The sequence below is a fragment of the Arthrobacter sp. B3I4 genome, from assembly GCF_030816855.1.
Lineage (GTDB): Bacteria > Actinomycetota > Actinomycetes > Actinomycetales > Micrococcaceae > Arthrobacter.
Genome location: NZ_JAUSYK010000001.1, coordinates 1,043,573 through 1,056,766 on the forward strand (window position 1 = coordinate 1,043,573; position 13,194 = coordinate 1,056,766).

Consider the following 13,194-nt stretch of genomic DNA (forward strand, 5'->3'; position numbering starts at 1 on the left):
ATGCCGCACCACGGTAACGAAGAAGAGCACGCAGGCGAGGGCCGGGACGAAAACCAGAAGCCGGTGATCCACGACAACCGCAAGGTTGATCCGAAGACCGGCCAGGCACGCCACCCGGACCAGGAACCGGCCGGAGCGGAGCCCGACTCGGGTGACGCACTGTCCCAGGCTGAGGACATCCTCAACAGCGTTGATGTGCCGGCTGCGGACTCCGTGGCGCAGGGCGTCGACGCGCAGGAGGCGGAGGAACTGAAGAACGACCTCCGCCGCCTGCAGGCCGAGTACGTCAACTACCGCAAGCGCGTCGAGCGTGACCGCGCCGTGGCTGGGGAGATGGCCGTCATCGGCGTCCTGAACGCCCTGCTGCCGGTGCTGGACGACGTCGACGCCGCCCGGCAGCACGGTGACCTCGCGGACGGACCGTTCGCCGCGATTGCCGCGAAGCTGGAGAACGCGCTGAAGACGTACGGCCTGGTGCGCATCGATGAGACCGGCGTGGAGTTCGATCCCACGATCCACGAAGCCCTCATCCAGCAGCCGGGGGCGGACGTCGTCAACGACACCGTCAGCCAGGTCCTGCGCTCGGGCTACAAGTCCGGCGACCGGGTCCTGCGTGCGGCCCAGGTGATTGTGGCCGTTCCGGCGTAGTCACCTTCGCGAAGCGAGACAAGGGGCCCCGCCCCTTCGCCGGGTGGCCAAGGATCTGCGATCCTCGGCCACCCGGCTCCAGCAGGCCCGATGCCACTCCCGGGCCCCTTGTCTCGCTCCGCTCCGCGGTAATCTCGCCTTACGCTTTGTTTTTTGAAAGGAAACGCCATTGGCTAGCCAGGACTGGGTCGACAAGGACTTCTATAAGATCCTTGGTGTCGCCAAGGACGCTTCCGACGCCGACATCAAGAAGGCCTACCGGAAGCTCGCCCGGCAGCACCACCCGGACACGAACGCGGGGGACAGCGGGTCGGAGAAGAAGTTCAAGGACATCTCCGAGGCGTATTCCGTGCTGTCCGACCCGGACGAGCGCCAGCAGTACGACGCCATCCGGGCGATGGGCGGAGGTGCGCGCTTTGCACCTGGCGGTGCCGGCGCGGCCAGCGGCGGCGCCGGGTTTGAGGACCTCTTCGGCGGCCTGTTCACCGGCGGCGGCGGGCGCCACTCCGGCGGTTACAGCACCGCCGGTGGCATTCCGCCCGAGTTCGCCGACCTTTTCGGCGGCGGTGGCTTCGGCGGTGCCGGCGGCCAGTCCTTCCAGCGCGCTCCGCAGAAGGGTGCCGACCGGACCGCTTCCACCAGCATTTCTTTCGCCGGGTCCATCCGGGGCACCACCATCGGGCTGCGCGAGCCCGATGGCGAAGTCATCGACGTCCGCGTCCCGGCCGGGATCAAGGACGGCCAGAAGGTCCGTGTGCGGGGCAAGGGCCAGTACGGTCCGGCCGGCAACGGCGACCTCATGGTCACGGTCAGCGTCAAGCCCCACGACTTTTACACCCGTGACGGCGACAACCTGCGCATCCACGTCCCGGTAACCTTCCCCGAGGCCGCCCTGGGCGCCGACATCGAGGTCCCGACCATTGACGGAGACAAGGTCAGGGTCCGCGTGCCCGCCGGTACGCCGTCGGGCCGGACGTTGCGCGTCAAGGGCCGCGGCGTCAAGCACAGCAAGGCGACCGGGGACCTGCTGGTCACCATCGACGTTGCCGTGCCGAAGAAGCTGAACAAGGACGCGGAGGAAGCCGTGAAGGCTTTCGCCTCGGCCACCACCGGCGAGGACGTCCGCGCCGGCCTGGCAGCCAGGGCCCGGCTGTAGGAGTCCTGCCATGGACATCGAGTTCGACCAGCCGATCTTCGTTATCTCCGTGGCCGCGGAGCTGGCGGACATGCACCCGCAGACGCTGCGCCAGTACGACCGGCTCGGCATCGTCTCGCCCAGCCGCGCCCCCGGCAAGTCCCGGCGGTATTCGCAGCGGGATGTGAACATGCTCCGCGAGGTGCAGCGGCTCTCGCAGGAGGGCGTCTCGCTGGAGGGGATCAAGCGGATCCTGCAGTTGGAGAACCAGGTTGCCGGGCTTCAGCGCCGGGTTACCGAGCTGACCGAGGAGCTGGGCCGCCGCCGGCAACCGCTGGATTCCCGCATCTTCGCGGCCGGGGCGGCCGGCGACGTCGTCACCCTATCCCGCGGGCAGCGACCCCGGGCACGCTCCCAGGCCGTCGTCGTGTGGAGGCCGCACGGGACGACCGGCACGTCCAAGTAGTTTTCCCCTGCGCAAAGTGCCCGCGCCGCGGATTCGAGTGGCCGGAGCTGCGAAGTCGGGTAGCCCCAACCCGTGACTGGCGCCCGAGCTGCCGGTTGGATTGTAATGTGGCAGCCGGGCGGCAGCCAGCGCGTCCGAAGTTCTTCCGTTCACGCGGAACTCGGGCGCGCATCAATCCAGTGCAAGTGTCGGGGGGGCAGCACATGGTTCACTCCACTGATCGGTACGCAGCAGCGCCGGTGTCCGCAATGAGCGCGGGCCGGCCATGAACTCGCGGCTTCACGCCGCCGCCGTGTTCGGGAGCTCCCTGCCGGGCTTGCTCCTGCTCACGCTCGGCCAGGCGGTCGTCGTCGTGTGCGTCTGTTCGGACCTGGTCCGCGCCGTGTCCGTGCCGCGTTCCCGCCGCCGCTACGTGGCCAACACCGTGTTCCGCACCCTCGCGCTGCCCTCGATCCTGGCCACGGCCCTGACCGTGCTGGTCTACGCTGCCTCGGGCGCCTGGACGCAGGTTGCCGGCGCGGTGTTTGTCCTGGTGTCCGTGATCTTTCGCTGGCACTCGGACGCCGGTGACGACCACTGGTGGACGGGCAAGGGCAAGCAGCTTGGCAGTTGGCTCCGGAGCCACACAGTCTCCGGTCGGCTCGCCGAACCGGCTGCGGCTTAGGCACCCAGCGCGGCGCGGCGGGCCGGCTGTACGGCTAGTCGGTGAACAACCCGGCCAGGTCCTCCGCCGTCAGCGTCCCGCCGGAGAGGGCGTCGCCTTCCATCACGTCGGCGAACAGCTGGGACTTCTTGGCCTTCAGCGCCATGACCTTTTCCTCGATCGTGTCCTTGGCGACGAGCCGGTACACCATCACGTTGCGGGCCTGGCCGATCCGGTGCGTCCGGTCCACCGCCTGGGCCTCCGAGGCCGGGTTCCACCACGGATCCAACAGGAACACGTAGTCCGCCTCGGTCAGGTTCAAGCCGAAGCCGCCGGCCTTGAGGCTGATCAGGAACACCGGCGCGGCGCCGTTCTTGAACTCGTTGACGACGTCGGAGCGGTTGCGGGTGCTGCCGTCGAGGTAGCAGAACTCGATGTTTTCCTCGACGAGCCGCTCGCGGACCTTGCCCAGGAAGCCGGTGAACTGGCTGAAGATCAGCGCCCGGTGGCCCTCGGAAACCAGGTCCTCCAACTGCTCGAACAACACGTCAAGCTTGCTTGAGCGAACACCTGAGAGCGACGGGTCGATCAGGGACGGGTCGAGGCTGAGCTGGCGCAGCAGAGTCAGCGACTGGAAGATCGTGAACCGGTTCTTGTTGACGTCCTCAATCAGGCCCAGGATCTTCTGCCGCTCGCGCTGCAGGTGCGTCTGGTACACCTTCTGGTGCCGGGGGTTGAGCACCACTTCGAGGACCTGTTCCTGCTTGGGCGGCAGGTCGTGGATGACCTGCTCTTTGGTGCGGCGCATCATCAGCGGGCGGACACGGCGCCGGAGCTTGTCCAGCTGCGCCCGGTCGCCGTTCTTTTCCACCGGCTTCTGGTAGTACTCGGCGAAGCGCTTCGGACTGGAGAAGAGCCCGGGGGCGACGATTGAGGTCAACGCCCAGAACTCCATCAGGTTGTTCTCCAGCGGCGTGCCGGTGATCGCCAGCTTGAACGCCGCTGGCAGCTTCCGGGCGCACTGGTAGGCCTTGGACTGGTGGTTCTTCACGAACTGCGCCTCATCCAGCACCAGCCCGGCCCACCGCTGCGACGCGTAGGCTTCATAGTCGATCCGGAACAGCGCGTAGGACGTGATGACGACGTCGGCCCCCGCCATCGCCTCGGCCGGCACCGACCCGCTCTTGGCGAACGTCTCGCTGACCGCCCGGACCGTCAGCCCGGGGGCGAAGCGTGCGGTTTCGGCCTGCCAGTTGCCCACCACGCTGGTGGGCGCCACTACCAGGAACGGCGCCCGGCCGGCACCGGCCACGCCCGCCACGCCGTCGGCTGCCTCCGCCGCTACCTTGGCGGCGCAGATCAGCGCCAGAGCCTGCACGGTCTTGCCCAGACCCATGTCATCGGCCAGTACCCCGCCCAGCCCGTGGCGGTAGAGGAAGCTGAGCCAGTTGAAGCCCTCAAGCTGGTAGGGGCGCAGTTCGGCGTTCAGGGTGTCCGGCAGCGGAAGCCCCTTGACCCCGCCTTCCAGCAGGCCGCCGACGGCTTCACGCCAGGCTGCGGCCTGCTGATCGACGATTCCCAGCTGCGCCAGCTCGTCCCAGAGACCGGCCTGGAAGCGGCTGATCTGCAGCGGCGCGTCCTTGTTGTCCTGCAGCTCCCGGGCCTCTTCGATCAGGGCTCGCAGCTGATGCAGCTCGGGCAGGTCCAAAGAGAAATAGGCGCCGCTGGGGAGCAGCATCTTGGTCTGGCCCGCGGCGAGGGCGGAGAACACAGCGGCGAAAGACACCGGCTGGCCCTCGAGGGAGATCTGGATGCCCAGGTCGAACCAGTCCCGCTGGTCCGTGGCCTTGGTGGAAATGGACACCACCGGGGCTTCCTCGGCCTCGCGGTAATCGGCGATCTCACCGGCCGTGTCAACGGAGACGTCCGGAAGGTCGCGGAGCCGGGGCAGGACTTCCTCGGTGAAGGCCAGTGTGTCCAGGCCGCTGAGCTCGGCGGACGCAGCCAGCCGCGGAGTGCCCCAGCCGCCGGTGGCGGATTCACCCAGCTTCGGCACCACATCCCAGGGCAGGCCGACCGTCTCCAGGATGCGGGCCTCAGCGGTATCGTCGCGGTAGCCGTGGTCGCCCGGGTGCCGCCAGAGCGGCTGCGCCGTGACCAGCGTGCCCGATTTGTAGTGCCATTCCCAGTGCAGCCGCACCCGGTGGTCCGCGCCGTAGTTGGCCAGCAGCGACAAGGTAGGCACGGCCAGGGTCGGCAGCTCGACGGATTCGTCGGAGGCCGTCACCCGGGCCGTCTGTTTCAGCTTGGGGTAGAACCCGGTCAGGAAGCGTCCCTCATCGCGGGCGGGGATGTGCAGCGTGGTGCCGGCGGTGACAAAGGTCAGCAGTTCCTCGCTGAGCCCGCTTTCCAGCGGGGCGAGGGTAATCGCGGAGTCACCCGGTGCCATCCCGGGCAGTGCACCGGCGTCGGAGGTCACGAAGATGCCGTGCGCGGGCCGGCCGATGGTGCCGACCGCTGACGGATCGACGACGGCGCCCTCCACGGTGATGGTCGGCGCAAGCGCCAGCCCGCCGTCGTCGGCCCCTTCTGCGCCAAACCGGGTGAGATTGAGTCCGACGGCGGCCGGTTCCTCGGCCAGCCGCACCGGTTCGTCACCGCGGCCGTGGAGCAGGGCCAGGCCGATCTTCCGGGCCCCGGCCAGCAGGCTCCACAGGTTTTTGCCGGCGTAGGTGTTCAGCCCGAGCCAGAGGCCGGTTCCGGCGTGCTGGCGGTTCGCCTGTGCCGTATGGGAGGCGAGGAATTCCTGCATCCACTCGACGTGGGCTTCATTGCACTCGCGCCGGTAGTTCAGGTAGCTGAGGGTGTTCCAGGAGACGTCGCCGCGGATCCACTTGCCCTTGGCACCCATGATGACCGGCCGGGCCTTGAGTTGGCGGACGCTGCGCAGCGGGTCACGGCGTCCCGTGTAGGAAAAGTGCGGGGCCGGTTCCTCGATTTCAAACTGCAGGGCCAGCGGGATGCCGTTGGTGGACTGGGTGATTCCCGGGCGGGCGAGCAACGGGCTGAGGGCCTGTTCCCAGTCCGGGAGGTCCAGCGCCTGGGACTGCCGCGCAAGCCGGGAGGATTCCGCAGGGGCGAGCAGCTGGACACGCGTGGCCGGGTTGTCCTCCGCGGCGAAGAGCAGGGCGGCCACGTGCTTGCAGTCCTTGCGCATCGGGCAGCTGCAGACGCCGACGCTGCAGCTCCAGCCACCCGCCTTCCGGACCAGCTTCGCGGTGGTCGAATACGGCACATCGGCGCCGCCGCGGACCTTTCCAAGCATCAGCCCGGTCCCGGCGTCGAAGGAAATCCCGGACACCCGGCTTCCCATGGCGTAGGCGAGCCCGGCCGCGAGCGAGCGGTCGTTGATAGCGGGGGTTTGTATCGCCAGTGCCGCACTCTCGTCCGGATGGGAAGGCATGTGCGCACTACTTTCAGCAGTTGGTCATCTGATCTATCTTAACCAGCCCGGACTGCCTTCACTTCCCTCGGTACTTCCTCCCTCCTTCAGCCCCTCGTGCGGCCAGCTCGGCAGGAACGGGCTGCACGTTCTCAGTAGCCGCCCCCGGCTGCGGACGTAATCATGTCGCCGGCGGGGTTGACCAGGTACCAGACGCTGCCGACTCCCTGGCCGGTGATGTCGCCCGGGGCCTTGTCCTTGAAGTAGTAGTAAACCGGCATCCCGTTGACGGTGAGCTGCTTCTTGCCGTCGGGTGTGTTGATAGTCCCCAGTTTCCCGGTCACCCCGTCCGCTGAAGGCGTGCCCGAGCCACTGAGTACCGGTGGCCATGCCGCGATGCAGGAGCCCGTGCAGGCGCTCGTGCCGGAGTCCTTCGTGTCCTTGGTATAGAAGTAAACGCTCATGCCCTTGGCGTCCACGACTGCCGGGCCGGCCTTGGTAGCGGCCGTTTTAAGGTCGACGGCGGCGGCCGGGGTGCCGGACTCACTGCCGCCTGCGGCAGCTGAGGTGGCCGGGGCAGAGCCACTCGAAGCGGATGCGGCGGCGGAGCCCGCCGTCGTGCCGGCCGTGGAAGCCGGCGGCGTTGTGCTGCCGCTGCCGCCCGCGCACCCGGACAGAACGCCGGCGAGGGCCAGGGCGGACAGGGTGATGCCGAAGTGCTTGTTCATTTTTCGCTCCTTGGCTGGGTGCCGGGCACCTCGCGGTCCGGCTAGCTGTTACGACGGCGGCAGGGGAAGAATGGTTCAAGGACGGCCCGTTGAACTTTTGCGCCGGTATGGACGTCCTAATGGGCAGCAGGACCAAGCCCGGGGAGGTGCCGCATGCCGCTGGACGAAGACGTGGTGGCCGTGATTTACCGCGACCACGGAACGGCCCTGCGTCGGTTCGTCCTGGGCGTCTGCCACGACCCGCAACTTACGGACGACGTCGTCCAGGAGACGGTGCTGCGCGTGTGGCAGCAGGCGCCCCAGATCACCGGCAGCCTGCGCAGCTACCTCTTCCGGACAGCGCGGAACGTTCTGATCGACAACTACCGCAAGGCCCAGCGCCGGCCCCGTGAAGCTACCGAGCGGGATATTGCAGACCCTGTTGGCGCCGCCGAACGCGTTGATGAACTGCTCAACCGGGTCCTGATGGAGGAGGCGCTGCTTCGCCTCAGCGCCGAGCACCGGGACGTGCTGGTGGCGCTCCACTACCGCCGCTTCACCGTCCAGGAGGCATCCGATCATCTGCATATCCCAACCGGAACGGTGAAGTCCCGGGCCCACTACGCGATCCGGGCCCTGCGGACAGTGCTCGACGAAATGGGGGTGGAACAGTGAACAGCCCGGACCTCCACCAGTTGCTGGGCGCCTACCTGCTCGGCGGCCTGCCGCTGGAAGAGGCCGCGGAATTCGAACGCCACCTGGCCGGATGCTCCGACTGCAGGACCGAACTGGACCGGCTTGCCAGTCTGCCGGCCCTGCTGGACGCGGTCCCGGTGGCGGACGCCCTTGCGCTCACCGCCGCGGCGCCGGGGCCCGCTGCCGCGCTGCCGGATCCGCTGCCGGGACGGATGCTGGACCGGGTCGCGGCGCGGCGCCGGAGCGTCCGACGGCGCTGGACGGCGGCGCTGGCCGCGGTCGCCGCGGTGTGCCTCGGACTCGGCATCCAGGCCGCGCCGCTGCTCAACCAGCCCCCCAAAGCGGACGCCAGCTACTCCGTCCAAGTCAACGACGGCCTGCAGATCACTGTTGACATGGTTAAGAAAACCTGGGGGACCGAGCTGTCGGTGGAGGGCCGCAGCCTTCCGGTGGACGGCACCTTCTCCTTGTGGGTTCGGGACCACGACGGCGGCGAAGACCGGGCCTGCGCCTGGACGGCAACGCCCAGCGGCAAGGTCAAGATCACCGGAGCCACACCACTGCAGCTCGCCCGGATCTCCAGCGTCGAGATGCGGAACGGGCAACAGCAGACCCTGGCCGTCATCGGTGTGCCCCACGGATGAACCCGCGGCGTCAAAACGCTGTGGCACTCACCCGTGTGAGTGCCTGCAGCCTCCAAGCAGAGGCGACAGTCGTTACATCCGGGCGAGCCGGGCCCGCACGGCCAAAAAGATGCCGTAACAGATCAGGCCGGCGCCGACGGCTGCCAGCAGATACATGCCGAGCGGCTGGTCACGCAGGGCCTTCAGGCCGCCGTCGAGCCCCGTGGACTCGGCCGGGTTCGCTTTGATGGTGGCAATCACAATCAGCAGTCCGGTCAGCAGCAGTGCCACGCCTTTGGCGGCGTAGCCTGCGATTCCGGCGACGGTCACCGCGGTGTGGGCGGTCGGGTTGGAGGGCAGACGCAGGTACTTGAGGAAGGACTTCCGAAAGCCCCGGACGGCGTAGACGACCCCGGTCACGGCGATCGCTGCCCCGACAAGGATCAGCAGGAGAATCCCGCCGGGGGCCTCCAGCAGTTGCAGGGTGAGGTCGCTGGTGGAGCGGCGGTGGTCTGCATGGGCGCCGATCGCGACGGAGGCCAGGGTGAGCGCAAATCCGGCGTAGACGACGGCCTGCAGGGTTGCTTTGAGTTTCCTGCCGACCTTACGTTTGGTGGGCAGGTGCTCGAAGTCGAAGACCGCGTCGCTGGTCTGCCAGATGGCCAGGGCGAGGCAGGCGCCGAAGGCGCTCCACAACAGGATCGGGCCAGCCGGCTGCTTGGCCAGTTCCTCGACGGCGCCGCTGACATCGGCCCGCCCCTCGCCGCCCATCGCGATCCGGATCGCGACCAGACCGATGAGGAAATGGAGCACGCCTGACACCGCGAAGCCGGCGCGGGCCGCAATTTCGAGGGGCTTCGAGTTAGTGACGTCCTCGGCGACCTCCGCGGCGTCCTTGAGTTCTTTCTTGATGGCCCGTCCCTCGCGCTGTTGAGCTGTTGCGCTGGCGTTACTGCTTCTGCCAGTCGTGCATGGTTTCGTTATCCTGCCACGCGAATCCTCCGGCCGTCAGCAACCCGGCGCATCGGCCCCGACAAGCCCACGGGACCTCCGGGCCCGGGGGCGGAGGGCCAGCCGGGCCCGCGGGGCCGGCGCTGCCGGGATCCCGGCGTCAGCGGCGGCGGTAGCAGAGGTCGAAAATGAGCCGGCCAGCCTCGTGGGCCTTGTTTTCGAAGCTGGTCAGGATCCGGCCTTCAAATCTCGGAGCCCAGCCGCCGACGTCGTCCACCCCTTCATTGGGACCGGTGTGCTCGGTGCTGACCGGCGCCCGGCCCTCCTTGACCTGCGCTCCGCCGACCAGGGACTCCACACCGGATTCCCAGACCTGGGTGAGCGGGCTGTCGTCGCCATTGTGCTCACCCTCATGAAGATTCTCGAAGGCCTCCGAACCGGCCAGGACGTCGCGGACGTGGACGGCGTAGTTGGACCAGTCGGTCGCGATCCGCCAGATGCCGCCGGGCTTGAGTGCCCGGGCGGCGAGCTCGGCGAAGGCAGGCTGGATCAGGCGCCGCTTGTGGTGCCGCGACTTGTGCCACGGGTCCGGGAAGAAGACCCACAGCTCGGTTACCGAACCTTCCGGAAGCATGGTGGCCAGCACCTCGGGGGCATTGGCCTCCACCACCCGGACGTTCGTCAGTCCCCGGCTGTTGATCTTGATCAGCGTGTTCGCCAGGCCGGGGGTGTAGACCTCGACGGCCAGGAAGTCCCGGTCCGGGTTCTGTTCGGCAGCATGGCAGACGGCATCACCCAGCCCCGAGCCAATCTCCACCACGAGCGGTGCCTTACGGCCAAACTCGGCCTCGGCGTCGAACACGTAATCGGGGTGCACGGAAGTGTTGGCGATGTGCCGCGGAACCTCGACGGCCCACCGGTCCGAATGCTCCTCCCACGCGGCCTGGCGGCGGCCTTGCAACCGGGTGCCGCGGCGTACGAAACTGACCGGCCTGCCGCCGTAGGTGCCGAACGAGGCCTGGCTGCCCGGCGTGACCGGGCGAGGTTCCTGTGCAGGCTGGGGGGATTCTGGGGATTCACTCATCACCTCCAGAATAGTGGAGCGCAGCTTCGTCTCCCTTTCGGAACGGCGCCGTTCGCCTGCCAGAATGGGTCGGTGACAACACCAAAGAACGCGACCGGACCCGCCCGCAACGTGCCCGGGAGCGCCCCGGAGAGCCGGCGCGAACCATGGGCGGATTCACTGGTGGACGCTGAGATCGATGATGTCCCCGCCGTGGGACCCACCGTGCTCGGCAGCCGCCGCGCCCTCGCTTACCTGGGTGTCTGCCTGGTGCTGATCGGGCTGAACCTTCGCAGCGTCTTCTCCAGTTTCGCCGCGGTGCTCCCCGAGGTGACAGCTGATGCGGGCCTGCCAGGCTGGGCCGTCGTTGTGCTGACCACCGCGCCGGTCACGCTGCTGGGAGTGTTCGCCCCGCTGGCGCCGGTGCTCGCCCGGCGGTTCGGCGCCGAACGGGTGCTGCTGGGCGCCATGGCCGTCCTGACCGGGGGCCTGCTGCTCCGGCCGCTGGAGGCCCCCGGCGTGGGCCACTTGCCGGCTCTGCTGGCCGGGACCGCCGCCTGCGGCGCCGCGATCTCCCTTTGTAACGTCCTGCTCCCGGGCCTGGTGAAACGCGATTTCCCGCACCGCCTTGGTCTGATGGGCGGGTTGTATACGACGGCGATCTGCGCCTCCGCGGCCCTCGGCGCCGGCTTCACCTATCCGCTGTTCAAGGCGACCGGGCAATGGACCGCGGCCCTGTGGTTCTGGGCCCTGCCCGCCGCCGTCGTCGCCCTGCTGTTCCTCCCGGTGGCGCTGCGGCAGCGGCACGGACGGCAGCATGCAGCAGCCGGCGGAGTCAACGTGTGGCGCTCTGCCATCGCCTGGCAGGTGACGATCTTCATGGTGCTCCAGGCGATGATGTCCTTCAGCGTCTTCGCCTGGCTGGCACCGATCCTGCGCGAACGCGGCGTCGACGGCAACACGGCGGGCCTGATTGTGTCCGCATCGATCCTGTTGCAGATGCTCGGCTCCCTGTTCGCGCCGGCCCTGGCCGCCCGGCTTCGGGACCAGCGCGCCATCAACGTGGTCGTGGCGCTGATGACCGGCGGCGGGTTCGCCCTGAGCATCTTCGGCCCGCTGGACCTGGTCTGGCTGTGGACCGGGCTGCTGGGCCTGGGCCAGGGCAGCCTGACCGCGGTGGCGCTCACCATGATCATGCTGCGGACCCGCGACGGGCACACCGCTGCCCACCTCTCCGGCATGATGCAGGGGGTGGGCTACGGCGTCGGCTCAGTGGGAACCCTGCTGGTCGGCCAGCTGCACCAGTCCACGGGCACCTTCGCCGCCGCCGGCGTGCTCTTCCTCGGCGTCGGAACCCTGGCCGCCGTGTTCGGCTACCGGGCCGGCAAGGACCGTTTCATCGGCTAACCCTGCCCAAAATAGAGATGCGCTATCAGTTGTGGCTGTTCTGAGCCTCCAGAACAGCCACAACTGATAGCGCAACCGGGCAGGCCGGTGATAGCGCAACCGGGAGTCGGCTTAGAAGGTGAGGTCCTTGCCTTTGGTCTCCGGGATGGTGAAGACGAAGACGGCGGACACGGCCAGGAGCAGCACGGCGTAGACGTTGAACAGCTGCGGCATCTGCAGGCTGGTGCCAAGCCACTGCTGCAGGTAGGGCGCGGTTCCGCCAAACAGCGCCACGCAGATGGAGTACGGGACGCCGACGCCGACCGTGCGGATGCTGGTCGGGAACAGTTCGGCGTAGACGGCCGGAACGATGGCCGCGCTCGCGGCGATAAAGATCAGCATGACGGACATGCTCACCGCCAGCTGCCAGGCGGAATCCTTGAGCAGGGCAGTCATCGGAAAATGCAGCACGCCGGCGCCGATCGCCCCGGCCCAGAGCACCTTCTTGCGGCCGATGCGGTCCGAAAGCTTGCCCCAGAAAGGGCAGCGCGGCAATGAAGACGATATTGCCCACTACGCCTGCCCACAGGGCCTCGCCGCGGTCGATCTTCAGGGCGGTGGTGGCGTAGCTGGGGGCAACGACGCCCCAGATGTAGTAGATCACCGTCAGCCCGACCGTCAGGCCGATGACCTGCAGGGCCTGCTTGCGGTGCCGGACGATCTGCGGCCAGATCGGCGCGCGCTTCTCCGCGGGCGCTTCACCTTCGAAGACATCCGATTCATGCAGCCGAGCCCGCATGATGAGTCCGTAAAGCCCCATTGCGGCGCCGAGCAGGAACGGGATTCGCCAGCCCCAGGCGTTCATCGCCTCGGTGCTCATGGCCATGTTCAGGACCGCTCCCAGGAGGGTGCCGAACAAGATGCCCACCGTGCCGGAGGTGTAGATCAGGGTGGCCCAGAAGCCTCGGTGTTCCTTGGGTGCCATCTCGGAGAGGTAGGTCTGGGACGAGGGCAGTTCCCCGCCGTGCGCCAGGCCCTGGATTAGGCGGGCCACCAGAAGTAGGAAGGATGCCCACGCGCCCACTGCCGCGAAGGTCGGGGCGATGCCGATCATGAGGCTGCCCACGGACGCGAGGCCCACGGCCAGGGTCATGGACGCCTTCCGGCCGATCCGGTCGCCGATCCAGCCGAAGAGGAACCCGCCGAAGGGGCGGGCAACGAAGCCGACGGCGAAGATGGCCAGCGTCGACAGCACAGCGGACGCGGGGTCGGCTTTGCTGAAGAGCTGGCTGGCGATGAACGGTGTGAAAGTGGCGTAGATGGCCCAGTCGTACCACTCGACAGCGTTGCCGATGCCGGTTCCGATGAGCGTCTTGCGGGTCGATGTCCGGGATGTCGAGGACTGGGACGCGGTTGAGGTCATGGTGTTCTCCG

At 68.1% G+C, this 13,194-nt stretch carries 11 protein-coding genes and 1 pseudogene; 7 read left to right on the forward strand and 5 right to left on the reverse strand.

Annotated elements, in window-relative coordinates; all coding sequences use genetic code 11:
• The 4 genes from QFZ61_RS04885 (at window position 1) to QFZ61_RS04900 (ending at window position 2,913) form a co-directional block, all read left to right on the forward strand.
• A complete protein-coding gene (locus tag QFZ61_RS04885; RefSeq protein ID WP_307033828.1) occupies window positions 1-648 on the forward strand; it encodes a nucleotide exchange factor GrpE in 648 nt (215 codons plus the stop codon).
• A 169-nt stretch (window positions 649-817) separates the two neighbouring features.
• Complete coding sequence (locus tag QFZ61_RS04890) at window positions 818-1,804, forward strand: DnaJ C-terminal domain-containing protein (RefSeq protein ID WP_307033830.1); 987 nt, start codon at window positions 818-820, stop codon at window positions 1,802-1,804.
• A gap of 10 nt (window positions 1,805-1,814) precedes the next feature.
• Entirely contained in the window at window positions 1,815-2,249 is a 435-nt protein-coding gene (locus tag QFZ61_RS04895; RefSeq protein WP_307033832.1) for a heat shock protein transcriptional repressor HspR, read from the forward strand.
• A 265-nt stretch (window positions 2,250-2,514) separates the two neighbouring features.
• The gene (locus QFZ61_RS04900; RefSeq protein ID WP_307033834.1) at window positions 2,515-2,913 is read left to right on the forward strand and encodes a hypothetical protein; all 399 of its coding nucleotides are present in this window, start codon (window positions 2,515-2,517) and stop codon (window positions 2,911-2,913) included.
• A 34-nt stretch (window positions 2,914-2,947) separates the two neighbouring features.
• Here QFZ61_RS04900 and QFZ61_RS04905 read toward each other — a convergent pair whose 3' ends face one another.
• Window positions 2,948-6,355, reverse strand: coding sequence for a DEAD/DEAH box helicase (locus QFZ61_RS04905; protein WP_307033835.1), 3,408 nt, complete (start codon window positions 6,353-6,355; stop codon window positions 2,948-2,950).
• A gap of 131 nt (window positions 6,356-6,486) precedes the next feature.
• Window positions 6,487-7,062: a hypothetical protein gene (locus QFZ61_RS04910; RefSeq protein WP_307033837.1), complete on the reverse strand. Its 576-nt coding sequence runs from the start codon at window positions 7,060-7,062 to the stop codon at window positions 6,487-6,489.
• A 153-nt stretch (window positions 7,063-7,215) separates the two neighbouring features.
• On the opposite strand from QFZ61_RS04910, the gene QFZ61_RS04915 reads away from it, so the two are divergent.
• Together QFZ61_RS04915 and QFZ61_RS04920 are read left to right on the forward strand one after the other, a co-directional pair.
• Entirely contained in the window at window positions 7,216-7,716 is a 501-nt protein-coding gene (locus QFZ61_RS04915) for a sigma-70 family RNA polymerase sigma factor (protein WP_307033839.1), read from the forward strand.
• On the forward strand, window positions 7,713-8,381 hold the full coding sequence (locus tag QFZ61_RS04920; protein WP_307033841.1) for an anti-sigma factor: 669 nt from the start codon (window positions 7,713-7,715) through the stop codon (window positions 8,379-8,381). Before QFZ61_RS04915 ends, QFZ61_RS04920 begins: the two co-directional genes overlap by 4 nt.
• 72 nt (window positions 8,382-8,453) lie before the next feature.
• On the opposite strand, the gene QFZ61_RS04925 is transcribed toward QFZ61_RS04920, so the two are convergent.
• Both QFZ61_RS04925 and trmB read right to left on the reverse strand, forming a co-directional pair.
• Window positions 8,454-9,272, reverse strand: coding sequence for a DUF1206 domain-containing protein (locus QFZ61_RS04925; protein ID WP_307038009.1), 819 nt, complete (start codon window positions 9,270-9,272; stop codon window positions 8,454-8,456).
• A 199-nt stretch (window positions 9,273-9,471) separates the two neighbouring features.
• On the reverse strand, window positions 9,472-10,395 hold the full coding sequence (trmB, locus tag QFZ61_RS04930; RefSeq protein ID WP_307033842.1) for a tRNA (guanosine(46)-N7)-methyltransferase TrmB: 924 nt from the start codon (window positions 10,393-10,395) through the stop codon (window positions 9,472-9,474).
• A gap of 111 nt (window positions 10,396-10,506) precedes the next feature.
• On the opposite strand from trmB, the gene QFZ61_RS04935 reads away from it, so the two are divergent.
• Window positions 10,507-11,781 (forward strand): MFS transporter, encoded by a 1,275-nt coding sequence (locus QFZ61_RS04935; RefSeq protein ID WP_307038012.1) that lies wholly within the window; start codon window positions 10,507-10,509, stop codon window positions 11,779-11,781.
• 111 nt (window positions 11,782-11,892) lie between these two features.
• Here the strand turns inward: QFZ61_RS04935 and QFZ61_RS04940 are convergent.
• Window positions 11,893-13,183, reverse strand: a pseudogene (locus tag QFZ61_RS04940) (MFS transporter).
• Window positions 13,184-13,194: the final 11 nt, after the last annotated feature.